General features: G+C 69.2%; 18 protein-coding genes. 3 read left to right on the forward strand and 15 right to left on the reverse strand.

Features of this window, described 5'->3' with window-relative positions; all coding sequences use genetic code 11:
- Nucleotides 1–16: 16 nt before the first annotated feature.
- Complete coding sequence (locus IM689_RS12385) at nucleotides 17–760, reverse strand: cobalt-precorrin-6A reductase (protein ID WP_193644221.1); 744 nt, start codon at nucleotides 758–760, stop codon at nucleotides 17–19.
- 110 nt (nucleotides 761–870) lie between these two features.
- Nucleotides 871–2370: a 30S ribosomal protein S1 gene (gene rpsA / locus IM689_RS12390; protein WP_047312744.1), complete on the reverse strand. Its 1500-nt coding sequence runs from the start codon at nucleotides 2368–2370 to the stop codon at nucleotides 871–873.
- Between the two features lie 389 nt (nucleotides 2371–2759).
- Between rpsA and IM689_RS12395 the strand changes: the two genes are divergently transcribed.
- On the forward strand, nucleotides 2760–3596 hold the full coding sequence (locus tag IM689_RS12395; protein ID WP_193644222.1) for a class I SAM-dependent methyltransferase: 837 nt from the start codon (nucleotides 2760–2762) through the stop codon (nucleotides 3594–3596).
- 113 nt (nucleotides 3597–3709) lie between these two features.
- Here IM689_RS12395 and IM689_RS12400 read toward each other — a convergent pair whose 3' ends face one another.
- The 5 genes from IM689_RS12400 to IM689_RS12420 form a co-directional block, all read right to left on the reverse strand.
- Complete coding sequence (locus IM689_RS12400) at nucleotides 3710–4696, reverse strand: UDP-glucuronic acid decarboxylase family protein (RefSeq protein ID WP_193644223.1); 987 nt, start codon at nucleotides 4694–4696, stop codon at nucleotides 3710–3712.
- A 2-nt stretch (nucleotides 4697–4698) separates the two neighbouring features.
- Entirely contained in the window at nucleotides 4699–5754 is a 1056-nt protein-coding gene (locus IM689_RS12405; protein ID WP_193644224.1) for a DUF3068 domain-containing protein, read from the reverse strand.
- 70 nt (nucleotides 5755–5824) lie between these two features.
- Entirely contained in the window at nucleotides 5825–6403 is a 579-nt protein-coding gene (locus IM689_RS12410; RefSeq protein WP_193644225.1) for a D-glycero-alpha-D-manno-heptose-1,7-bisphosphate 7-phosphatase, read from the reverse strand.
- Nucleotides 6404–6405: 2 nt separating this feature from the next.
- Nucleotides 6406–7029, reverse strand: a complete 624-nt coding sequence (locus IM689_RS12415) for a D-sedoheptulose-7-phosphate isomerase (protein WP_193644226.1) — start codon at nucleotides 7027–7029, stop codon at nucleotides 6406–6408.
- Complete coding sequence (locus IM689_RS12420; RefSeq protein ID WP_182434625.1) at nucleotides 7029–8132, reverse strand: GHMP family kinase ATP-binding protein; 1104 nt, start codon at nucleotides 8130–8132, stop codon at nucleotides 7029–7031. The genes IM689_RS12415 and IM689_RS12420 overlap by 1 nt, the downstream gene beginning before the upstream one ends.
- 73 nt (nucleotides 8133–8205) lie before the next feature.
- Here IM689_RS12420 and IM689_RS12425 point away from each other — a divergent pair, with 73 nt between their 5' ends.
- Entirely contained in the window at nucleotides 8206–9285 is a 1080-nt protein-coding gene (locus tag IM689_RS12425; protein WP_193644227.1) for an acyltransferase family protein, read from the forward strand.
- On the opposite strand, the gene IM689_RS12430 is transcribed toward IM689_RS12425, so the two are convergent.
- The 3 genes from IM689_RS12430 to IM689_RS12440 are packed head-to-tail and all read right to left on the reverse strand — an operon-like array spanning nucleotide 9194 to nucleotide 14282.
- Complete coding sequence (locus IM689_RS12430) at nucleotides 9194–12751, reverse strand: alpha-(1->3)-arabinofuranosyltransferase domain-containing protein (RefSeq protein WP_193644228.1); 3558 nt, start codon at nucleotides 12749–12751, stop codon at nucleotides 9194–9196. The two genes, IM689_RS12425 and IM689_RS12430, sit on opposite strands and share 92 nt — an antisense overlap.
- Entirely contained in the window at nucleotides 12748–13464 is a 717-nt protein-coding gene (locus tag IM689_RS12435) for a class I SAM-dependent methyltransferase (RefSeq protein ID WP_193644229.1), read from the reverse strand. Before IM689_RS12435 ends, IM689_RS12430 begins: the two co-directional genes overlap by 4 nt.
- The gene (locus tag IM689_RS12440) at nucleotides 13461–14282 is read right to left on the reverse strand and encodes a class I SAM-dependent methyltransferase (protein ID WP_241510822.1); all 822 of its coding nucleotides are present in this window, start codon (nucleotides 14280–14282) and stop codon (nucleotides 13461–13463) included. The genes IM689_RS12435 and IM689_RS12440 overlap by 4 nt, the downstream gene beginning before the upstream one ends.
- Nucleotides 14283–14403: 121 nt before the next feature.
- Here IM689_RS12440 and IM689_RS12445 point away from each other — a divergent pair, with 121 nt between their 5' ends.
- A complete protein-coding gene (locus IM689_RS12445; protein ID WP_227484799.1) occupies nucleotides 14404–15651 on the forward strand; it encodes a glycosyltransferase family 4 protein in 1248 nt (415 codons plus the stop codon).
- 120 nt (nucleotides 15652–15771) lie between these two features.
- Here IM689_RS12445 and IM689_RS12450 read toward each other — a convergent pair whose 3' ends face one another.
- From IM689_RS12450 to IM689_RS12470, 5 genes are all read right to left on the reverse strand, one after another.
- Nucleotides 15772–15924, reverse strand: a complete 153-nt coding sequence (locus IM689_RS12450) for a hypothetical protein (RefSeq protein WP_165357853.1) — start codon at nucleotides 15922–15924, stop codon at nucleotides 15772–15774.
- A gap of 110 nt (nucleotides 15925–16034) precedes the next feature.
- Nucleotides 16035–17765 (reverse strand): hypothetical protein, encoded by a 1731-nt coding sequence (locus IM689_RS12455; RefSeq protein WP_193644230.1) that lies wholly within the window; start codon nucleotides 17763–17765, stop codon nucleotides 16035–16037.
- 73 nt (nucleotides 17766–17838) lie between these two features.
- Nucleotides 17839–18930, reverse strand: coding sequence for a glycosyltransferase family 4 protein (locus IM689_RS12460; protein WP_319803883.1), 1092 nt, complete (start codon nucleotides 18928–18930; stop codon nucleotides 17839–17841).
- Nucleotides 18927–19814 carry a glycosyltransferase family 2 protein gene (locus IM689_RS12465; protein WP_193644231.1) on the reverse strand — a complete coding sequence of 296 codons (888 nt, stop codon included), beginning with the start codon at nucleotides 19812–19814 and terminating at the stop codon, nucleotides 18927–18929. Before IM689_RS12465 ends, IM689_RS12460 begins: the two co-directional genes overlap by 4 nt.
- Nucleotides 19807–24093 (reverse strand): alpha-(1->3)-arabinofuranosyltransferase domain-containing protein, encoded by a 4287-nt coding sequence (locus tag IM689_RS12470; RefSeq protein ID WP_193644232.1) that lies wholly within the window; start codon nucleotides 24091–24093, stop codon nucleotides 19807–19809. Before IM689_RS12470 ends, IM689_RS12465 begins: the two co-directional genes overlap by 8 nt.
- Nucleotides 24094–24197 lie beyond the last annotated feature (104 nt).

The following is a 24197-nucleotide window of genomic DNA, read 5'->3' on the forward strand; positions in this document are numbered from 1 at the left end:
CTCGGGCACGAGCAAGCTAGCCCTGGTCGTTCACCCACCGCACGACCGCTGCTGCGTCGTCGAGTTCGCGCATCCCGGCCGGTGATGCGGGTCGCCTGACGACGACGACCCGAACGCCCAGCTCCCGCGCGGCCGTGAGCTTGGCCTCGGTGTACCGGCCGCCCGAATCCTTCGTCAGCAGGACGTCGATGCCGTGCTCGCGCAGGAGCAAGCGTTCGCCCTCGACGTCGTACGGCCCACGGTCGAGCACGACCGTCCACCGGGGCGGGGGCGCTGCGAGCGGTTCGACGACCCGCACGAGGACGTCGCGATTCGCCCATGGCGCGAAGTGAGTGAGCGTCTGACGCCCCGTTGTAAGGAACGGGCGTTCGCCCAGGCCTTCTGCTGCGGTGCGGGCGGCGTCGTAGCCGTCCGCCCACGTCCACGTTCCGGCATCAGGGTGCTCCTCCCACCCCGGTCGGGCGAGCCTGACAACGGGCACCGCGACCGAAGCGGCAGCCTCGCGAGCGTTCTCCGCCATCCGTGTTGCGAACGGATGTGTGGCCACGACCAGGTGGGTGAACCCGCCGTCATGCAGGTACGCCGCCAGCCCGTCAGCTCCGCCGAAACCGCCGATCCGCACCGGGCCCACGGGCAACCGTGGCCGTGACACGCGGCCAGCCAGCGAGGAGAGCATGTCCACACCAGCCTCGGTGAGCGAGGAAGCCAGGTCGCGCGCTTCGGCCGTGCCCCCGAGCACGAGCACCTTCGGTTCGTTCACCCCGCAACCCTACGACCCCGCGGGCATGCGGAAGGCCCCGCCCGACCGTGAGGTCGAACGGGGCCTTCTCGGATGATCCGTGGTGACGCGACTGCGCGTCACCAGCGGGATCAGTTGCCCGTGAGCTTCTCGCGCAGAGCGGCGAGAGCCTCGTCGGAAGCCAGTGTGCCCTCGGCCGGCGTCGAGCTCGAGGACGAGCTGGACGAGGAGGACGACGAAGACGTCGAGGACGAGGAGGAAGCGCTGGAGCTGTAGGACGTCGGGGCCGTCTCGCCGGAGGCAGCAGCCTCGGCGTCGTCCTTGCGCGCCTGCTCGATCTGAGCCTGGTGAGCCTCCCAGCGAGCGTGGGCGTCCGCGTACTGCTTCTCCCACTTCTCGCGCTGAGCCTCGTAGCCCTCGAGCCACTCGTTGGTCTCTGGGTCGAAGCCCTCGGGGTACTTGTAGTTACCCTGCTCGTCGTACTCGGCAGCCATGCCGTACAGCGTCGGGTCGAACTCGGCAGCCGCCGCGCCGTCCTCGTTGGCCTGCTTGAGGGACAGCGAGATGCGACGACGCTCGAGGTCGATGTCGATCACCTTGACGAAGATGTCGGAACCGACCGTGACGACCTGCTCCGGCAGCTCCACGTGACGCTCAGCGAGCTCGGAGATGTGGACGAGGCCCTCGATGCCGTCCTCGACGCGAACGAACGCACCGAACGGAACGAGCTTCGTGACCTTGCCCGGCACGACCTGGCCGATGGCGTGCGTGCGAGCGAAGTGCTGCCACGGGTCTTCCTGCGTCGCCTTGAGCGAGAGGGAGACGCGCTCGCGGTCCATGTCGACGTCGAGAACCTCGACGGTGACTTCCTGACCGACCTCGACGACCTCGGACGGGTGGTCGATGTGCTTCCAGGACAGCTCGGAGACGTGGACGAGACCGTCGACGCCACCGAGGTCGACGAACGCACCGAAGTTGACGATGGACGAGACGACGCCGGAGCGCACCTGGCCCTTCTGCAGCTCCTTGAGGAACGTGGTGCGGACCTCGGACTGGGTCTGCTCGAGCCACGCGCGACGCGACAGAACGACGTTGTTGCGGTTCTTGTCGAGCTCGATGATCTTGGCCTCGATCTCCTTGCCGACGTACGGCTGGAGGTCGCGGACGCGACGCATCTCCACGAGCGAAGCCGGGAGGAAGCCGCGCAGGCCGATGTCGAGGATGAGACCACCCTTGACGACCTCGATGACCGTACCGGTGACGACGCCGTCGTCTTCCTTGATCTTCTCGATCGTGCCCCAGGCGCGCTCGTACTGCGCACGCTTCTTGGACAGGATGAGGCGGCCTTCCTTGTCCTCCTTCTGGAGAACGAGGGCTTCGACCTCGTCACCGACGTTGACGACCTCACCGGGGTCGACGTCGTGCTTGATCGAGAGCTCGCGCGAGGGGATGACACCCTCGGTCTTGTAACCGATGTCGAGGAGGACCTCGTCGCGGTCAACCTTGACGATGACACCTTCGACGATGTCACCGTCGTTGAAGTGCTTGATCGTCGCGTCGATGGCGGCGAGCAGCTCTTCCTCCGAACCGATGTCGTTGACAGCGATCTGGGAGGTCGTAGTGGAAGTCATGTGTAAGAAGTAACTTTCGGTGGGCAATTCGGGAGGACGCACAGCCGGGAGGCGCACGCCCTGAGCGGACAGGACAAGCTAGGTATCGCACTCGAATTCACGGTGCACGGCTGCAGAATGCACCCGCGCGTTGTGATTCTCGAGCGTCTCGCCTTCGGTCACCTGGCCGTTCCCACTGCGCGGTCCTTCGGCCTGTGACAGCCTTGTGAGCGCAGTTCGAGTCGGATCCGACGTGATCGGGCACGAAACCACAGCGAAACGCTCCTTCATCCTATCGAACGGCGCACCGTCACCCAAACCGGGCCTGGGAAAGCGCTGGATGCTCGTCGGCGCGTCATTCCGCGGGGCCGCGACGACGGACGGCCTCCCCCTCCCGTAGCGTCGGGGCCATGAACGAGACGCCCGACCGCGCCGGTCGCTTCACCGTATCGGGGCCAGAGAGCACCCGGGCCAATCGCGCCTGGTGGGACGGCGAGGCCGACGAGTACCTGGCCGAGCACGGCGCTTTCCTCGGTGACGCCGAACTCGTCTGGGGACCGGAGGGCTGGACCGAGGCGGAGCTGCGCATTCTGGGACCGGAGGGCTCCCTCGACGGGCGGGACGTGCTCGAGTTCGGCTCGGGCGCAGCACAGGCCGGGCGCTGGTGCGCGGGCCAGGGAGCGCGGGTCGTCGCCACCGACCTGTCCCTGGGCATGCTGCGCCAGGGCGCACACATCGATGACGCCCGGCAATCGGCGTCCGTGCCGAAGCACGCCGGGCCGGCTCTCGCGCAGTGTGACGCGTCGTGCCTGCCCTTCGCCGACAACGCGTTCGACGTCGTGTTCTCCGCCTTCGGCGCCGTTCCGTTCATCGCCGACACGGCTGCCCTCATGCGCGAACTCGCCCGCGTGACGAAGCCCGGCGGCCTCGTCGCCTTCTCCACGACGCACCCTCTCCGCTGGACGCTTCCCGACGTGCCCGACGAGAGCGGCCTTCTCGTCACGTACTCCTACTTCGACACGACGCCCTACGCCGAGGCGCGCGGCGAGCGAGTGCTGTACGCCGAGCACCACCGCACCCTCGAAGCCCGCGTGGCGGAGCTGCTCGGCGCCGGGCTCGTCCTCGAACAGCTGCGCGAGTTGCCGTGGAAGGAGGCGAACAACCAGACGTGGGGCGGCTGGAGCCCCCTCCGAGGAAATCTCGTGCCCGGCACGCTCGTCCTCACCGGGCGAAAGCCCCGCACCTGAAGATGCTCGCCTCGAACAAGGGCGGCCACAGGCCCCTGGAGACGTCCGCAAGGCCGACGGATAACGAGAGGGCCGACCACGTGCTCACGTGATCGGCCCTCTCGTTCGTGTTCTCAGCGGTTGAGGATGTGCTCGGTCTCCCCCGCCGTGAGGACGTGCCCTTCGTCGGCCTCGGGGTGCTCGCGGAACCAGGCGATGGTGCGCTCCAGGCCCCTCTCGACGCTCACCTTCGGCGACCAGCCGAGGAGCGCCTGCGCCTTCGTCGTGTCCGGACGGCGCACCGTCGGGTCGTCCGTCGGGCGGGCGATGTACTGAATCTCGGACGAGGTACCCGTGAGGTCGATGATCCACTGCGCGAGGTCACGCATCGAGATCTCGTGCGGGTTGCCGATGTTGACCGGGCCCGGGTCATGCGTCTCGAGCAGCATCGCCAGGATGCCGTCGACGAGGTCGTCGACGTAGCAGATCGAGCGGGTCTGGCTACCGTCGCCACTCACCGTCACCGGTTCACCGGCCAGCGCCTGACGCACGAAGTTCGGGATGGCTCGACCGTCGTTGGGGCGCATGCGCGGACCGAACGTGTTGAAGATGCGAACGATCGACGCATCGACCCCACGGTTGTCGCGATAAGCGAGAACGAGAGCCTCGGCGTAGCGCTTTGCCTCGTCGTAGACGCCGCGCGGACCCACCGGGTTGACGTGCCCCCAGTACGTCTCGGGCTGCGGGTGAACCTGCGGGTCACCGTAGACCTCGGACGTCGACGCGAGAACGAGCCTCGCGCCTTTGCGCTGAGCCAGCTCGAGCGCGTTCTGCGTACCCATCGACCCGACGCGCAGCGTCTCGATCGGCATCTTGAGATAGTCCACCGGAGAGGCGGGCGAGGCGAAGTGCAGGACGCCGTCAACGTCGCCGTCGATGTCGAACGGTTCCGTCACGTCGTGCTCGACGAGAGTGAAGCGATCACCCACGAGGTGGGCGACGTTGGTGGCGCGGCCGGTGACGAGGTTGTCGACGGCCACCACTGAATGACCCCGGCGGAGCAGGCTCTCGCCCAGGTGTGAGCCGAGAAACCCTGCCCCGCCGGTGATGACGACGCGCATGGTCAGTACTGAACCCCGTCGTCGCGGCGGTCACCGAACACCATGTTGGCGTTGTCGTTCCCGTTGCCGTCACGGTAGTCATCGCGGTAGTCGTCGCGACGCTCCTCGGCGTGGGCACCGACCGAGCCGCGCGCACGCATCGACACGATGAGACCCAGGACCAGCGCGAGCAGACCCAGCAGGCCGAGCACGAGCGGCGCCCAGTTGCGCAGAATGTTGAGCTGGCTGCCCTTCGACTTGTACTCGTCGACGTTCTTGGCCACCGTCTCCGGCGTCATCGTGGAGGTCGTGTCCATCGCGTTGACGGGCTCCTGGCCCTCCAGCTCGAGCGTCTGCTTCTGCTTCTCCTGAAGCTTCATCATGACGCCGGTCACCGGGTCGACCCAGAGGGTGCGCTCGTTGGCGTACGTGCGGTCGGCCGTCTGCTTGCCCTTTTCGAGACCGAAGATCTCGCCGGGGACGTCCATCTTGGTGAACGTCGTCTTCGGGACCGACTGCGTGAACTTGTACGTCTTCATGCCGTTGATCTTGTCCTCGCCCGCGAACTTCACGGGGATGGCCTTGGCAAGCGTCGTGTCCCAGTACTCGTACTTGGCGTCCTTGTCGACCTGGAAGGGGAACTTGATCGTCTGGCCCTTGATGTCGACCGGCTTGCCGTTGAGCTCGTTACCGTCCCACTTGACGGCTTCGCCCGTGGAGCGGTCGATGGCGACCCGCTGCGTCGTGGCACTCATCGGCGGGGCCTTCACCTGGCCCTTGTCGTCGAAGTTGTCGGTGGACTGCCACTGGTCGATGACGACGACGTCGCGACCGAGCTCCTCCGAGACCTTCTCGCTCGCGGCCTTGTCGGCCACGACGGTTGCCTTGGTGAGGATCTTGCCGCTGCCGGCCTTCACCTTGTCGGCGTCGAAGTACTTCGCGTTGTCGTCAGCCACGGTCTGCTGCGTGTTCTGGTTGAGCGGAACGACCGCGAGTTTGGGGTAGGCGTAGAACCGCATGAGGAGCGCCATCGTGAGGAAGAACGCCCCGAATCCGATCATCACAGCAGCCTTGCGCACTGGATCCTCCTAGGGGAACGAGAAAACTTACGCGACGGTAACACCTTCGGAGCCCCTCGTGTGACCAGATTCACGAAGTAGATGACCTCGGACGTTCCCACAGCGTCAGAACAGAGCCCACCACGTCGATGAGACCCACGTCACTCGCCACGCCAAGAAAGTGGACACCGGCGGCTTTCGCAGCCTCTTCGTCGGACTCCGCATCGCCGACGAAGAGGGTTCGCCTCCGCCCGATCCAGCCGTTCTCGGCCACCACGGCGTCGATGAGGCCGGGCGACGGCTTACGGCAGGTGCACTCCCCCGAGGCATGCGGGCACAGGCGGATGTCGTCGAGGTGGGCGCCCTCGGCTGCCAACTGCTCGACGAGGTGCGCGTGGACGGTTGCCAGGGCGTCCCAGGTGAGCGCGCCTGTCGAGATCCCGCGCTGGTTCGTCACGAGGACCACCGGCACCCCGAGGGCGTTGAGCCGTGCCACGGACTCGGCAGCGCCGGGTAGCAACTCGAAGTCGCCGAGTGTGCGATAGCCGGGCCCCAGAACGTTGAGCGTGCCGTCACGGTCGAGCAGCACGGCGTCGAGACCCCCGGTGATGGGTGGTGGAGGCAACGGCTCGTGGGCCAGGCCGCAGAGCCACTCCCGCGTCGGCGTCACGGTCAGGAGCGCTGGCTGAGGACGTCGACAGCCTCGCACCAGGCGTGGGCCCACAGCATGTGGACCTCCTGGATGCGTGGCGTCTGCACGCTCGGCACGACGAGGAGGTGGTCGACGGCGTCCCGCAGGTGCTCACCGCCGAGCCCGGTCATCCCGATCGTCGTCACGCCCATCTCCCGCGCAGTCGCGACGGAGTGCACGATGTTGGCGCTGCGACCGCTCGTCGACATCGCGAGGTAGACGTCACCGGGGCGCGCGAGGGCGCGAACACCGCGGTCGAAGACGTGCTCGTAGCCGTAGTCGTTGCCGATGGCAGTGATCGACGACAGGCTCTCGGCCAGGTTCACCGCCGGAAGCGGTGCCCGGTCGTGGATGCACTTGCCGATGAACTCGGCCGCGACGTGGGACGCGATCGCTGCAGACCCTCCGTTGCCGGCGACGAGCACCTTGCCGCCTGCGGCGAGCGAACTGACGAGGGCCTCGCCGGCGGCACGCACTTGGGCCGAGAGTTCGGGTTCCCGCAGCGCCTCGGCGAGGTGCAGCCAGGCGTCGATGCCGGCGTCGAGCTGTGCGGTCGTCGCGGCGCCGATGGCGTCGGGCGCGACGTCCTCGATCGGGTGAGCCATCAGTTCTGTCCTCTCCAGGTCGTGACGCCGTCGCGGCTGAAGATCGGCTCGGAGACGGTGAGGCCGAGGTCGATGAGTTCCTGCGCCACGAGGTGGCGACGCTCGAACTCGCAGACGAAGACCATGTGGCCGCCTCCCCCGGCGCCGGTGACCTTGCCTCCGAGGGCACCGCTCGCGAGGGCACGCTTCATCGCCTCGTCGATGAGGGGCGTCGTGATGCGCTCCGACATCTTCTGCTTCTCACGCCACGCTTCGCCGAGGAGGTGGCCGATCGTGTCGACCTCACCGCGCACGAGCGCGATCTTCATCTGCGCCGCGAGTTCCTTCTGAGCCCGCAGGCCTTCGAGCGCGGTCGCGTTGCCCGTCTCGTACCGGCTGCGCTGGTCCTCGATGATGTGGTCGCTCACGCGCGTCTGACCTGTGAAGGCGAGCAGCATGTTGTGCTCGAGCTCGTGCACCGTCGATTCGCGCACGCGCAACGGATTGACGACGACCTGGTCGCCGGTGAACTCGATGAAGTTGAAGCCGCCGAACGCTGCGGCGTACTGGTCCTGCGAACCACCGGGGATGCCGAGGTCCTCACGCTCGAGGCGGTAGGCGAGTTCGGCGATCTCGTACTCGGTGAGATCGAGGCCGCAGTGCTGCGCGACGAGACCGATGACGGAGACCATGACGGCGCTCGAGCTGCCGAGACCCGACCCGGGCGGCGCTGCGGTGTGGAGGAACAGGTCGAAGCCCGTGACGGCGTGTGCGCCCGGAATTGTCCGGATGCGCGCGATGGCGGCCTTGGGAAGGTCGAGCTGACCGTTGTACTCCACGGGGTCGTCGACCCCGAACCCGATCGAGTACCCGAAGTCCAGGGACTGAACAGTGATCCGGCCGTCGGTGCGTGGACGCAGCGTCGAATAGGCGAACTGGCTGATGGTGCCCGACAGGACGCAGCCGCCCTCACGCTCGGGGAACGGCGCGACGTCCGTGCCGCCGCCGGCGAAACTCACCCGCAGCGGAGCACGCGCCCGCAGAACGGGTTTGCGGTAATCGAGATAGTCACGACCGGCCGGTGCGGCGTCGCCTGTGGGGGTTGCCCCCTCATGAGCCTTCATCTGCGGCTAGCCTCCATTCGACCGATGCGTGCGCGCCGCACGTTACCCGATGGTAAGTGCGAGGGAGATCGACATGCGCCGCATTCCCGCCATCGGCCCACTGCGGGCCGTCGCGGCGCTGCTCGTCCTGCTCTCCCACGTCGCCTTCTGGACCGGCGCGGCGAACGTGGACGGTGCTGGGCGCCTGCTGGCGCGAGGCGACAGCGGCGTCGCCGTGTTCTTCGCGATCTCCGCCTTCCTGCTCACCCGCGGTTACTGCGCCGGACGTGCGACTCCCCCGGACTACGCCCGGCGTCGCTTCGCGCGCATCATGCCCGCGTACTGGCTCGCCCTAGCGGCCGTTCTCGGCGCTGCCGTCATGATCGACGGCACCGTCGGCTCGCTTCGTCAGGTGCTCACGCACGTGTTCCTGCTGCAGGGTTTCACCCACGAAAGCTACCGCGCGTTCACCCAGACGTGGAGCCTGACGACCGAGGTCACCTTCTACGTCCTCGTTCCGGTGATCGGCGCGTGGCTCCTGCGTCGTCGCGCTGCAGGGCACACCGTCCCGGTCGTGTTGGTGCTTGTGGCGACGTTTGGGATTCTCGTCCAGGCGTTCGCCAGTTCGCAGGGTTCGCCGACGTGGGGGTGGCTCGGCACGAGCGCCCTCGGCCACGCTGCGTGGTTCTGCGTCGGCATCGGGTGGGCTTGGATGCTCGAACAGCGACCAGGGATTGCGTCGCGCCTCACCGCAGGCCACGCGGTGCTCGTCGCCGTGCTGGCCTACTTGTTGGCCGCCACCCCGCTCGGTGGGCCGATCGGGCTGGAGACACCGACGGTTCTCGCGGCGGCGGCCAAGGAGATTCTGTACGGGATTGTCGCCGGCGCCTTGCTCGTGGCGGCCACGAACGCGCCTCGCGAGGTGCAGCGCCGCTCGTCAACCGGCCTCGCACTCGCGTCCGGCGAGACGAGCTACGGGGTCTTCCTCTGGCACCTCGTCGTGCTCCAGGTGCTCTTCGCCTCGCTGGGCCTGCGGATCTTCCACGCCCCGTTCGTCCTCGTCCTCACGGTGACGCTCGTCGTCACGTGGTTCCTTGCGGACGCGAGTCGCCGCTTCGTCGAACGGCCCGCCATCCGCTGGGGGCACCGAGGAGCTCCGCAGCGAACACACTGAGGGCTGTCACACCGAGCACCTGACCGACGAGCGCTCCGGACGACGCGCGGTCGACGACGCCGAGGGTCGCCATGACCGGCCCCGTCAACGCGAGCGCAACGACGACGGCCGTCGGCCGCCACTTGCTGGGCAGACCGAAGGCCAGAAGGAGAGCGGGCACGGCCCACCAACCCGCGAGGGCCACGGCGAGCGCTCCGACGACGAGACAACCGGCCACAGCCCCGAGGCGAGTACGGCCTCCCGCCGCGGTGGTCATCGCAGCGGCGTCCGGTTGGGTGTTCTCAGGAGCGGGACGGGTGCGGCGCGGCCAGCCGGCGAGCACGGCCGCAATCAGGACACCCAAGCCCCCGATGAGGAGGGCACCGCGGTGCCACATCTGAGGGGCGAACGCGAGCTCGGGCACCTGCGCAGCGGAGGGCGTCGATGACACCGCACACCCCTGACGCCAGCCGTCGAGGGTCAGGGGGCTCGTCCCCTCGCCCACGCAGCTCCATCCCGCGTTCGCGCCCTGGGTCGAGGCGAGAGTCACCACGGAGGACTCGTGCGTCGTCGCGGGCGGAGTCGTGCTGCTGCCGCCGGTGTCCCTCAGCCCGAGCGCCGCGCGCGCGTCGGCGCCGGTGGGCGTCAGACGCAGAATCTCGACGTCAGGTGAAAGCTTGAGGTCGACCTTCCCCTTCGGCAGGGCTAATGAGCCCGACGAACCGTTGAGCGAGGCGGCCTTCCAACTGCCGTCGCGCTGACGCACGGAGAGGACATTCCCGGCGTCGCGATGGGCGCCATCACTCAAGGTCAGGTTGACCCCCATGGTTCCAGTACGTGCCACGGTGAGCCGACGGGTCCACTGGCCGTCATCTTCGGAGCGCAGAGCTCTGCCTTCGGCGAAGGGCTGGGTACGTGTGAGAAGGACGCCGTTGCGCTCCGTGTCGACCTGTCCCGGCAGAGCCTGGACGGCCCGCCACCCTGCTCCTCCGGAATCGATCGAACTGATGCCGACGGCCGATGACTCGTCGCGCGCCGACGCCTTCGGGCGCAGTTCGAGTTGTGTCGTGCCGCGCGGCACGGTGACGTTCCAGGCCCGTTCGCCCGCCGCCCGGGCTTCGACGGCGCGGCCGTTCGCAACGCCCTCGAAGCCGCGCAGTGTGGCCTTGCCGGTACTCGTGCCGTGCACGGTGACGGTGCCACCGGAGGTGCCGCGCGCCCACCGCAGAACGAGCGGTGTCGCCTCGTGGGCGGGCGTGAGCCATGCCGTGGCGTCCGAGGCATCGAGTGCTGATGCGGGCCCTGTGCCCGGGCCGAGGTACACGTCTCCGAACGGGTCGGAGGCGTCACCGTCGGACTCGACGGCGGTGACGCCGTCGAGAGCCAACGTCGTGAGGGAAGCCGTTCGCCCCTCGAAGTCGAGGTCTCTGCTGCCGAGACGCGCGTCTCTGGTCGAGCCGGCCGTCAACGTCGGCCCGAAGGCGAGCGCCGGCGGGCGACCGTTGTTGTAAACGCGCTTGCGGACGTCGTCGGTGATCCACCCACCCCCGCGTCCCGTCACGAGCGGCGACGAGGGCAGGACACCCGCGGCGGCCAACGAGAGAGTCGAATCGGGGCCACCGAGGACGGAGATGGCCTTTGTGCCCCGCTCGCTCGAGGTTGACGTGTCGATGTCGAACACATCGAAGCGAGTTTCCCCCGATCCGTGAACCCGGTGGCCGGTGAAGTCCGGCGATCCCTGCAGGGCCGTGACGTATCGGGCCGCCGAGGTTGTTTGCTGCGCCGGCGTGACGCCGTGGCGCACGACGATCCGCGCAACGCCAGCACGCCGCAGGGCCTTCGCGACGCCGGCCGTGTCGCCCGACGCCACACGAGCATCGACGGCGTCCATGAGCCGTTGGGCACCGGGGTGAACGAGCGGTGCGGAGGCGCGCACAGCCACCGGGCTCTGAGCGAATGCGACGAGCGGTTCGTCGGAACTCGTGCCCCACGCGTAGGTCGCGGCGCGCGCGCTCGGCAGGACGAGCGTCGACCCTCCGTCGCGCGCGGCCGCGGCGTCGATGTCCTTCGCCGCGGCGCGCAGCGAGGCCGGCCATGCCGTGACGCCGGGTTCGTGGCCGAGGCGTCCCTGCCAGAACGGTGCCATCGAGGCGAGCACGGCCACCGCGAGGGCTGCGGCGCCCCAACGAACCGCGGGCGTCGGCAGCGCGGCTCCCCCGACACTGTCGGTGACGGAGGCCCCCCGGTCCCGCAGGCGCGCGAGCAGCCGCTCGGCCACGACGGCGATGCCCATGACGAGCGGCAGTCGCACGAGAGGGTCGAGCTTGTGCACGTTGCGTGCAGCGGCGAGTGGACCGTCGAGGAGGTCGCGCGCCGTGTACGCGAACGGGCCGTGCACGGCGCCGACGTAGGCAACCCCCATGCCGACGACACCGACGAGCACCATGGCACCGAGACCTCGGGGCACGACCGGTCGGTGAGTACCCGCTCCGGTGCGTGCCGTGAGCAACCCTGCAAGGCCGACCCCGGCGAGCAGGCAGCCCGCGACGATCGACGCGGTGCCCTGCGCCACAACCCAGCCGCTCTGCCATACCGGGTGGCCTTCGGCGTCGATGATGTAGGCCACCCAGTCCGAAGCGCCGCGCAGGATGCCCGGCACGGACGTCACGGCCGTCGTGATGCGAGAGGTCTCGATGTAATCGAGGAACGGGTAGGCGTAGCGGCCGAGCACGACGAGCGGGCCGAGCCACCAGGCGCAGCCCAGAAAGGCGCCGAGAGCGAGTCCGCCGACGAGATCGCGACGACCGACGCGCCGATCCTCACGCAACCGCTCCCCACCGACGACCAGGGCGAACACGAACGCACCGAGCACGGCGACGAGCGACGCCGTCGCGTTGACCCCACCAAGAACAGCGCACAGCACCCCGACGGCACCGACGTAGCGCTGCCACGAGAGTCCGCCCGGACGACGGCGGGCGTGAACGGCCAGCAGCAGCCAAGGCATCACCATCCCGGGCCACGTCTCGACGGACAGTTGGGCGAGCAGACTGAGTACCCGCGGACTCAGCGCGTACAGCACTCCCGCGAGCGCCGCAGCCGCCGTCCCAACACCCAGCACGCGACGCGCGAAGAGGGCGGCCCCGAAGGCACCGACGATGAGCATGAGCGTCCACCAGGCTCGTTGCGCAGCCCACCCGGGCAGGCTCACCGCGTCCGCGAGGGCGAAGAACGCCCCCATGGGAAACAGGTAGCCGTACGCCTGGTTCTGGAGTTCGCCGAACCCCGAATGCCCGGACCAGGCGTCGAGCGAGCGGGCGAGGTAGCGGGCCGGTGCGGCAACGAGGTCGATCTTCGTGTCCGGTTGGATGACGCCGGGCTGCACCAACCACGGCAACACTCCGAGTGCCGCGATGACGCTCGTCAGCGGGTCGGCGAGGAAACGGCGCAGGCGTCCTCCCCGGGCGGGCGTGACGGCGGAGTCGCTCACCGCTTGCGCACGAGGACGAGCAGGTTCCACGTCACGATCTCCCGAAGGCCCGGCACCCGCAGGATTGGGCGGGCCCAATCGGGCCAGTAGCGCGGACGCAGGGCGAGAACATCGGCCCGGCGGGATTCACGGGCGGCCTCGGCCCAGTCGAGTCCCTGCCGGACGCTCACCCGGAACAGGCTGTCGTCGATGAGGTTCTTGGGCCGGTGTCCGTGCTTGCGCTCGTACCGCCGAGCGGCACGTTCTCCGCCGAGCCAGTGCCAGGGCGACGTCTCGTGGCCTCCCCACGGGCTGAGCCAGTTCGTGTAGGCGATGTAGAGCAACCCGCCGGGTGCGACGACGCGCAGCATCTCGTCGGCGACGGCCTCCGGTGTGCGCACGTGTTCCCACAGGTTCGAGCTGAAGACGACGTCGAACGAGCCGTCCGCGAACGGCAGGTGCCCCGCGTCCCCGACGACGCCACCGTGGCGAACCGAGTCGACGTCGGGGTCGGCGTCGAGGGGAACGTAGGTGGCACCGAACTCGTGGAAGGCCTCGGCGAACTCCGCCGGTCCGGCGCCGACGTCGAGGACGTGAGCCCCGTCCAGGTCGAGGTGCTCGGCGATGCCTGCGACGGAGTCTCGAGCCAGCTCACAGTAGAAGTGCGCCGGGTCGCTCTGTTCCACGAGGAAGGCGCGGAACAGGTGAACGCTGCGGCGAAGGCCGCGGCTCATGAGGCAACCCTGGCCACGAGGTGGAGCGTGGGACGCAGGCGCGGCACAGCGGCGCGCGCTGCAAGTGTCCCGGGCAGACCGAGTGCGGCCAGCGCCATCGTCGAGCGTTGCGCGAGCACGCCACGCGGGCGATCGGTCGGGCGCACGGCGCGAACCGTGCTCGCGGCGCCGTGGACGAGCGAGTCGAGGACGGGGCGGCGGATCTCCACCGAGTCGAAGCCGGCGTCCCGCGCCATCGTGCTCAGAGACTTCGCCGTGAAGAAGCGGATGTGTGTCGGATCCTCGAGCATCCACCAGCCGTCCTTGACGAGGCCGAGACCCGCCCAGTCACCGGCCGGCGTGAGGAAGTGCGCGCTGCCGCCGGGGCGCAACAGGTCGCGGGTGCGCTGCAACGTCAGGGCTGGATCGACGACGTGCTCGAGCACGTGGATGCCGTAGGCCATGTCGACGGCGCCGGCGGGCAGGGCGTCGGGCGTGACGTTCTCGATGCCGCAGGCGTGCAGCGATCCCTCGCGGGCCACACGGCCATCGACGGCGAGTTCGAGCTGGTCGGGATCGGCTCCCGCGACGCTGGCTCCGCCGTCGAGGAAGCGACGCAGCAGAGCACCGGTGCCGAAGCCGATCTCGAACACCGACTCGGGTACGCCGTCCGCGATGAGCGTGCGGTAGGTCAGGGCGAGACGCGCCGAGTCGAGCGTCGGGTCACCGCCGTAAGCGTGCTCACGGTGACGCGCGGGCGCGTCGTGGAGGGAGCGCACGAGGTGCCCGCAGTGAGTGCACCGCCCGAGCACGGATGAGCCGAGCGTCCAAGGCTGCACGGCATGGCCGCACACCTCGCATCGAGACCTGGGAATCGGGACACCTCCTGTTCGGCTCCCGGTTACTCTAACGGGCGACCCGAAACGGTCGCGGACGAATGGCACGAGGAGACGAGCAGGGATGAACGGCGAGCACGCAGGTGCCCCGATGCGGGTGCTGTACCTGTCGTGGCGCGACCGCGAGAACCCCGAAGCCGGCGGCTCCGAGGTGTTCGTCGAGCGCACGAGCGAGGTGATGAGCGCTCTCGGGGACGAGGTGACGATTCACACCGCCCGCTTCCCGGGCGCAGCCCGACGCACGATGCACGGCGACGTCCGCGTCCTGCGCGCCGGCAACCGCTTCACCTGCTACGCGGCGGGGCTGTGGCACCTGCTGCGCCACTCCCGCGATTACGACGTCGTGATCGACGTGCAGAACGGTGTGCCGTTCTGGTCACCCATCGTCTCCCGCGTCCCCGTCGTCGCCGTCGTCCACCACGTGCACCGCGACCAGTGGTCGAGCATCTTCGGTGAGCGCCTCGCGAGGTTCGGCTGGTTCCTCGAGTCGAAGGCCGCGCCGTTCGTCTACCGCAAGAGCCGCTACGTCACCGTCTCGAAGGCAACGCGGGCCGAACTCGTGGAACTCGGCGTCGATGCCGAACGCATCGACCTCGTCTACAGCGGCAACGACCACCCGCGCGATCTCGACTCCTACGCGGACGTGCCTCGCACGCCCGAGCCGTCCCTCACCGTGCTGGGCCGCCTCGTGCCGCACAAACAGGTGGAGATCGCCGTGGACACCGTGGCACGCCTGCGCCCCCAGTTCCCCGGGCTCGTGCTCAACGTCGTCGGTTCCGGGTACTGGCAGGAGAACATCGCCCAGCACGCCCGCGATCTCGGAGTAGAGGACGCCGTCCGTTTCCACGGATTCGTCGACGAGGAGACCAAGCACACGCTGCTCGCCTCGTCGTGGCTCGTCATGATGCCCTCGTACAAGGAGGGCTGGGGCTTGACGATCGTGGAGGCCGGGCTGCACGGCACCCCCTCGCTGGCGTTCATCCAGGCCGGTGGCCCCAGTGAGTCCATCCAGCACGCGAGCACCGGCGCTCTGGCGTCGACGACCGACGAACTCATCGACGACGTGCGCGTCCTCCTCGAACGAGCGGATGTCCGGGAGGAACTCGGACGCAATGCGCGCCGCTACGCCCGCTCGTTCAGCTGGAGCAGCGCCGGCCGGAACTTGCACCACACGCTCGAGAACGTCCTGGGGCGCGCGACGCGTGCGCCCCAGCCGCCGGACACTCCCCTGCACGTCGAGCGCCTGCGTGCCCTCGTCGAGCGCGACGCGTTCGCTTCGGACGAGCGGCCACACGACGTCAGCGTCTCCTGATCTCAGGCACACGGTGCCCCGGTCGTCGACGGCAGCCGGTGCGGGCCACACACAACAGCGCGAGGGCGAGGCATTTCGGTGCCTCGCCCTCGCGCATGTTCGGCCGTGCGGCCGAACGGATCAGCCGTCGTAGCTGATCTTGGACTGGTACTTCTGCGACTGCTCCTGGTTGCCCTGGGTCTGGATGAGACCGAAGATCGCCAGAAGGGCGAGAAGGATGCCGACGATGGCACCGCCGACGTTGTACGCCGCCTTGTTCGTGGACGCGCTCATGGTGAACCGCCTTTCGCATTGTCCAGCTCTCACTTCGCGGGTGAGACGCGTCGCCCGTACGACGCATTTTCATCGAGTGTAGCCCGAATGTGACGTTCTGCGCAGGCGAACTACTGACTGGTACCCGAAGCGTGTCGTTCCGCGCCGCGTTCGAACTGCCTGCGCCGCACGAGCCACGCCGTACCCGCAGCCAGGGTGACCCCCGCGAGAGCCAGGCCCGTCGCGCCCCACCAGGGCGCGTTCCCCAGGCTCTGCGAGCCGTCGTGGCCGCTGGGACGGCCGATGTCGTAGAGCGTCAGGTCTCGTCCCGAGTGCACGACGGAGCCGATCGGGTTGAGCGTCCGAATGTCGTCGTCGGCCCCGGGTTGGGACTTCTCGACGACGACGTAGCGCACGCCGGCCCGGCTCAGCGCAGCCTTGACCTGCGCCGCGTCCCCGCTCGCGAGGGCCCTCGACACCCGGTCGGCAGCCGCACTCTCACCCCGTACCGTGCTGTCACGCAGTGGCAGGTCGTCGTTGACGAGCACCGGAGAGGACGACAGGCGCTGCCACGCGTCGAGCACGGTGATGTCGCCGTTCCAGCCGTACTTCCGGTACAGGCGCCACGGCAGGACGGCGGCCGCGTCCGACGACGCCGATAACCGCTGCGCGACGGCTCCGTACTCGTTCGGATAGCTCGACGAGACCCATTGGCCACCGCGGGCGAACGCAAGCCCCGGCAGAAGAACGACCGGCAGCACGGCGGCCGTGACGAGTGCGACAGGGGCGAGCGCGGTTCCTCGGGCGCGTGACACGACACGTGCCGCGAGCACGCCCCACCCGAGCGCTGCGAGCACGACGAGCAACGCGACGAACTTCTGTCCGTCGCGCAGCAGCCCGCCGCCGGGAACGGTCTCGACGAACCACACAAGCAGTGGCGCCGTGACGGCGAAGCTTCCGAGGCTCGAAAGGACGAGCGCGAGGATTCCGAGCGCCCCGATCCCCCAGCGCAGCGCCGGCAGATGCCTCAGGAGCGTCACGAAGCCGACGACGACGAGCGCAGCGGCGAGAAAAGCGAAGACCACGGCGTGGCGCTCGGGGAACCACGACGGCTCGTGCCAGATTCCGCCGCCCCCGAGGAGTGACCCGAGAACGCCCAGCGGCGTGTCGGCTCCGGCGGCAAAGGCCCGAACGCCGGTGGCGTCGGCCGCGGACGATGACGAGCTCGTGAGGAAAGGGAACCACCACGCGGCGTTGAGCAGGAGCCACGCGGCTGCTCCGACGGCGATGCTTCCCGCGCGGGGCCGACCCGCGCCGGGCGCAAGGAGGATGACGACCAACGCGATGGCGACGAGCACGGCGCCCGTCGAGCCCGACAGGGCGCTCATGCCCAGGCCCACCGCGGTGCTCGTCACGGCCCGGTGATGGCGCGTGTCATCGCCGTCGCTCCGCGCTGCGCGCAGTTCGAGTGCACCGACGACGGCCCACACGAGCGCTGCGTACCCCCAGAGGTAGCCCCAGTGACCGATGGCGAGACGCTCGGCCATCCACGGGCTCCACGTCGCGGCGACGGTTGCGACAACGGTGGTGACGACGCCGCGTCGCCAGCGGTCGAGACCGGCGCCGATGGCGAAGAACGCCCCGACGAGGACGAGCCGTTGCGTGATCCAGCCGGGCAGCACGAGGTCGAGCAGTGCGACGACGGTGTCGTTCGGCACGGCGCGGGGAACCCCGCCGTCCATCCCGAGCGTGCCCGCCGAAAGCGGGAGGTCGGGCACGAACACCATGTCGTAGTGGAGCAGGAAGCCGGGACGCCACAGCGCCGGGGACAGCACGACGAGCGCGACGGCAGTCGCCGTCAACAGGCCTGCATGCCGTGTGGGCCATGAGACAGCGCTCGACCGCTCCCCCTCGCCCCTGACGCTCACGCGGGCCTCACTCGAACTCGGCGAACGCCTCGCCGAGGCGACGGGTCTGCGTGACGATGTCGTGCTCCGCGACCATCCGTTCGCGGTTGGCTCGGCCCGTCTCGCGGGCAGCGTTGTCGTCCTCGAGGAAGTGCAGGAGCCCGTCGGCCAGTGCTGCGGCGTCGTCCTCGACGACGAGGTTCGGCGGCCGCACCGCCTCGTCGTTCGTACCACAGGCTGTCGTGACGACGGGAAGGCCGCACGCCTGCGCCTCGAGGTAGGCAAGACCGAGTTGCTCGGTCCACTTCCACGTCGGGCGGGGTGCCGTCGTGAACACCCGAGCCGAGCGCAGGAGGTCGGCCACCCCCGACGCATCGAGCGAGCCCGCGAGGACGACCGAATCCGGCATGCGACGGGCGGCTTCCTCGACGAGCGGAAGCAACGGGCCGCGTCCGGCCACGACGAGCTGCGCCTCCGGCAGGTGTCGGCGCACGTGAGCCATCGCGTCGAGCACGGTGTCGATGCCCTTGTTCGGCGCCAGCGGCGAAGTGAAGACAACGCGTGGGCGGTCGGTGAGTTCGGCTGCCGGGGAGAACAGTTCCGTGTCGACACCGGGCTTGACGACGCGCGCCCGCTCGAGGTCGAAGCCGTTGAGGTCAAGGTGATCGAGGGCGGCGTCGACCATGCAGAGCACGAGGTCGGCGCTGCGTGCGGATTCGACGGCCTGGCGGTACGGCGGCAGGGCGTACAGGGGCTGACGCGGCATGTTCTCCCACGTCACGACGGCCTGCTTGAAGCCTCCGGATCGGCGGCGCCGGGAAAGTTGCCCGGTGACGAGCGAACACAGCTCGAGGCTGACCGCCCAGTCGGGGCGAGCGCGCGCGAGTTCGTCGTCGAGGTTCTCGGCCCAAGCGAAAGCGCCGGCCTCGATGAAGCGCTTCACCGGGCGGCGGTAGGTCGTCGGGACCCAGCTCATCTCCCCCACCGGCTCGTCGGCGGCCAGCGCTGTGACGTGGGTGTCGGGCATGCGAGACATCCAGTAGAGCTCACGGCGGGGACGCTGATCGGGCAGCGAGAGCCACAGCAGTTCACGCCGGCGCGGCGCGTCGCCGTCGGTCACGACGTCTGTCCTCCGGAGGCCGCCTCACGGCGCGCGGTCCAGGCGCCGTAGCCGTAGCCGACCGCTTCCATCGCACGCATCGCGACCATGCCCGCGGCGTGCAGGGGGCGTCGGGCCAGGTCGCCGCGGTGGCTCCAGTACGCGCCGAGCACCGCACGCCCTTGGTCGCTGACGGCGCCGTCGTGCTCGGCTTCGAGGGCCGGGATGCTTCGGCCGTAGTAGCGCCGCTTGTCGAAGACGTCGCGCAGGGTGAGGTGACCCTCGTCGTGGTCGATGACGATGGGAGCGAGTTCGATGCGGTGTCCCGCACGGCGCATTTTCATGCGAAGGTCGGCGTCCTCCGGTCCGGACATCGCGAGGTGGAACTCGCCGTCGCCGACCATGAACTCACGGCGCAGCAGGCGTGGGTTGTGCAGCCACGGCTGGTCGAGGTAGCACTCACGCTCGAGGGCCCGGCAGGCTGTCCAGAACCCCGTGCCGATCGTGCGCTCGGGCAGGGCGACGCCGGCCGCGCCTGTTTGCTCGGCCGTGTCGAGGGCGACTTCGAGAGCACGCGGCGGCAGGATCATGTCGCTGTCGAGCCACACGATCCACGGCGTCTCGGCAGCCTGGATGCCGCGGTTGCGCTGGGCGGAACGCTCGGGGCCCGCCTCGAGGTAGACGTCGGCGTACCGCTGGGCGATCTCGGGCGTCGCGTCGTTACTCGCATTGTCGACGACGATGAGCGTCACGTTCGGCTCGGTCTGCGCAACGACGGACGCGAGCGTCGCCTCGATCGTGCGCTCGTTGTTGCGCGTCGGCACGATGACGCTCACCGCGCGCGCAACACCGCCCTCCACATCGCGCCCGGCAGTCGTCCCTGCGCTCACGTGGCTGTCACTCATCCTCGGATCCTCCGTCGCTGTCGCTGTCGCGCGTGCGTCCCTCGTCATCGGTGCGGTCGGCGGAGTCGGTGGCGTCAGCGGCCGGCTCGGCCGTTGCGGCACCGAGGGATCCCCCGGCCAGGCCTTCACGGCGCAGGAGGCCTGCAATGGCGACGACAAAACCGGCGCCGGCAACGCGATGCGGCCACAGGTTCGCCGAGATCGCATCCGCGCTCACCTCGCCGAGGTCGGGGCTGAGGACGAGGAACAGGAGAATCGCCACGAACACCATTGCAGCGCCGGTGACGACGAGTGCCCGTGCTGTCACGCGTCCCCAGCGCAGGCCCGCCACGACGGCGAGACCCGCCACGAGTCCCGGAAGCCCCACAGCGAGCGCGGCGGCCACGACGAAGCCGGCTTGGAGCAGGACCTGACGACCCGAGCGACCCGGGGACCCGCCGCCACCGGTCATCCGCTCCTGTGTCGCGGACCGGTGCGCGCGATGAGCCGTCAGGTCCTCGTCGGCGCTCTCGTCTCGACCACCGACAAGCGCACCCGTCAGCCACGCACGCACCACGAGCGCTGCCGCGAGCAACAGTGCCGCAAGCGAGAAGAGGATGGCCCAGTTGGCGTAACGCTGAGGCGTGAAGCGCATCTCGACGGTGCCCTCGGCGCCGGCCGGCAGAACCCACCCGGAGGAGTAGCCGTCGAGCAGGACGGGGCGTCCCAGATCCTTGTCGCCCAGCGTGGCGCTCCAGCGCTCGTCATAGCTCTGCCCCAGCACGACGGCCTTCGGCGTGGAGCTCTTCGCCACGCGCACGGACTTCACGCTCGGCGAGTTCTTCGTCACGGCGAAGTCGACCGGGGCAGGCGAGACGGCGGCCCCCGCCTTCTCCGACACGGTGTCGCGCAGCACGAGCGAGTCGACGACGAAGTCGCGCACCGGCTCGACGTGCTGTTCGCGGGCCTTGAGGACAACCGGGTTGCACGCCGTCCAGCGGGTGCCGGCGTCCTTGGGCCCGGCCACACGGTCGCCCGACAGACGCATCGGCAGCGCCGTACCGTTGATCGTCGAGACGGCGAAGCACCGGTTCTTACCAGGCTCGTCGAACGCACCGAGAGGAGCCTTGCGCAGCACTTGTTTCGTGTCGATCGACGTGAACTTCGCCGGGGCGCCGTTACGCGGCCCGCTCGAGGCGTCGAGCTGCACCCGCACGACCTTGCCCCGCGTCGCCGTGATGTCGATCGACGCCGTGCCGTTCGGCTTGAGAGCTCCGGAGCCGACGACGCGGCCGTCGACGCTGACCGTGGCCCGCGTCGCCCACTGGGTGCGTGATGCACCGCCCTCACCGGGGGCCTGGGTGACGGAGACAGAGCTGATCTCGCGCTCGGGCCCGCGCATCTGCCACCAGGCACCCTGCGGGCTTGCGCCACCGGGAACCCAGGCCGTCTTGTCGTTGTCGTCGGCGGCCTGGGACGCACGGTATTCGGGGCGGTCGAACCAGAACTCCGACGACGACGCCGTGACGGCATCGCTGTAGCCCGCGCTGCGGTCGTAGAAGCGCTCCTGGTCGGCCTTCGCGAGGCGCACCGTGGCGGAGGCGTCGTAGCGACGGGCGTCGGGCATCGTGAAGATGCGGTTGAGCGAGGTCTCGGAGTCGTCGTTCGGGGAGGACGAGTTCTGCACGCGCTGGAAGAGGATGTCGAGCGGTGCCTTCTCGAAGGCCGTGCGGCCCTCGGCGTCGAGGCTGTCGTACAAGTCCTTCAGAGTCGACGGCGTGCGCGCCGCACGCTCTGCCTTCGCCCCGGGTAGCCCCACTTCGGAAACACCGACGAGGTTGTAGCCGTCGCCGCGGGTCGAGTCGATCCGCAGGCGGACGGACTCGGCGTTCACGCCGCCCATGCGGAACGTGGCACGGCCGGTGTCTGGCACGCGCACGGAGACAGACTTGCCGCCTGCGATGAGGGTGGCGCGATCGATCTTGACGGGACCGAGATCGGCCTGAGCGACCGACACGTCACCGAGGCGGGCGGGCTTATCGAGCTTCACGTTCAGGCTCTGGCCTGCGGCTCGCTGGAAGTCACCGAACCGCCACGACGTCGCATCGTCACCGTCGAAAGCGTTCTCGGCGGCGGCGAAGGGCAGGTCGAAGAACGTTCCACCGGCCGAGCTCGCGGTGACGTGCGCCCCGGAACGTTCCAGGACGGTCTGGTTCTTCGGATCGGTGCCCAGTGTGCGGCTGTTCTTCAGTGCCTCGTTCGCGGCAAGGAGCGAGCCCTGGCCGGCGGTGAGGCGCTGAGGGATGGTGTTGCGACGGGCGTTCGTGTCGGTTTGCGCGAGTCGTGCGCCGTCCTTGAGCGCGGCTTTGAGGCTCGTCTCGTCGAGGTCCTGCGCGTAGCGCACGGTGGGGCTCGAGCGAAGCAGGCCGGCGGCGGCGAGCTGGGGGAACGCCCAGCCGTCGCCGGCGATGATCATCTGACCCGCGAGGCTCTGGGCCCGGACCGCACGTCGGGAGTCCTTGACCCCGTAGAGCTGCACCGGCGTGAGCAGGGCCTCGTCCATGCTCTCGGGCTGGTTCGTGGGCGACAGGACGTTCTGACCGGGACGGCCGAAGTTCGCGACGCCGTACAGACCACTGTCGCCGTCGATGAGGCGCGACATGGCCGCTGGCCGCGCACCGCCGTCGTTCTCCCAGACGGTGTCGTGACGCACGAGCACGTTGTCGGCCCCGAGGTAACGCGCGAACGTCGAGGCGATGTCGCCGTTCGAGCGATCCGACTGCACCGTGTCGTCCATGGCCGCGAGGAGGTTGGCGCCGGGTGCACTCGCGTTCGGCGTCGTCTCGGGCAGCACGGCCTCGCGCTGGAGAAGCGAGTTCGTGAGGTCGTCCGGCCGTTGAACGGTCCAGCGATAGGTCGGCCTGGTCTGGCCGGGAAGCATGAGGGTACGCGCGTTCGGGTCTCCCCCGTCGGCCGCCTTGGCGGCCTCGCGCCAGTAGTTAGGCACGTCCATCTCGGAGATGTAGAGCCCGTTGGACAGGGCCGGCAGGATCCAACCGGCCACGAGAACCGTGGCCAACGAACCGGCCACGGGGGCGAGCGCGCTGCGTCGTTGGACGAGGCGCACGAGTTGCACCGCGCCGAAAGCCAGCGCCAGCGCGAAGGCCAGCGCGAGAAGCGCTCCGATCTTGTTCGTCGTGCGGAACGCGGCGAGCGGGCCGAGGCCGAGCACCTTCTCCAGCACCCACCCGACGGGGCTCTGGGCGCGTCCCTCGCCCGGGAACAGCCCGACCATGACGACGGCAGCCAGGGCGGCGAGCAACACGAGAGTGCGGCGAAGAGCAGTTCGCGCAAAGGCGAGGGAGACGAGCGCAAGCGTCGGCCACAGCGCGGTGAGGACGATGACGACCGGGCTCGTGATGTAGGTGGCGTTCTGAGGCACCCACGGCCCCGTGTCACTGTGGCCGTAGAGCGGCCACAGACCGAGGCCGCGCAGCACCTCGGTGAAGGACGACACCTTGTGAATACCGGTGAGCGTCTCGGACATGTCGACGATCTGCGCGCCTGTGCCAAGCGCTGCGGTGGCGGGCACGAGCCAGTAGACCGAGACGGCGACGACGAAGAGGCCGCACTTGGCCGTCACGGCGAGCACCTGACGCCACGTAGCGCGGCGGTGCCACAGCGCGACGGCGGCGATCGGCACGAGCGCGAGCAGCTGGTACAGCGGCACGACGGCCACGTTCATGCCGCTCATCGCGAAGAACGCAAGGCCGAACGCGGCCGGCCAGACCCAGCTGCGAGGCTGCTGCAGACCCCTCAAGTAGGCCAGGAGCATCCAGGGCAACAACGCCATCGGCAGGGCGATTGCGAGCGTGTTTCCGGCGGCGATCGTGTAGGGGTTGGCGAGGTAGAAGACCCCCGCGAACAGGCCGACCCACTTCGTCGCGCGGACGGTGGCTGCCCGCACGAGACGGTTCGCTCCCCATGCAGCGACGAGCCAGAGAGCGAAGTGGAAGACCTTGAAGGTCCACTCCGGTGACAGACCGAGCCCGCGCAGCGCCGACAGCAGAAGCAGCACGGGGACGAGGCCGACGTTGAAGTTGGCCGACCCGAGGTAGGGAGAGCTCGTCCACGACGAGAGGTAGCGCTCGACCATCGTCCACGGCGCGAGGTAGACCTCTGGCTTGATGTCGGTGTGGAAGTGACCGAGCGAGTTGCCGAAGACGATGATCGCGAGAAAGAGAACGAGCCCGCCGGTCGTGAGCGCGTACGGGCTGACCCGCGCGGCGAAGCGTCTCACGTCGTTGGCCTCCGGATCGTCGACTTCGTCACTGCACCGCGCGCCAAGCGCGCTTCCCGTCGGCGCCCCGGCGGTGACTGCCTAATATAACTGGGAAGTAACCC

Origin of the sequence: Dermacoccus barathri (genome assembly GCF_015070805.1) — a bacterium.
Classification (GTDB): Bacteria; Actinomycetota; Actinomycetes; order Actinomycetales; family Dermatophilaceae; genus Dermacoccus; species Dermacoccus abyssi.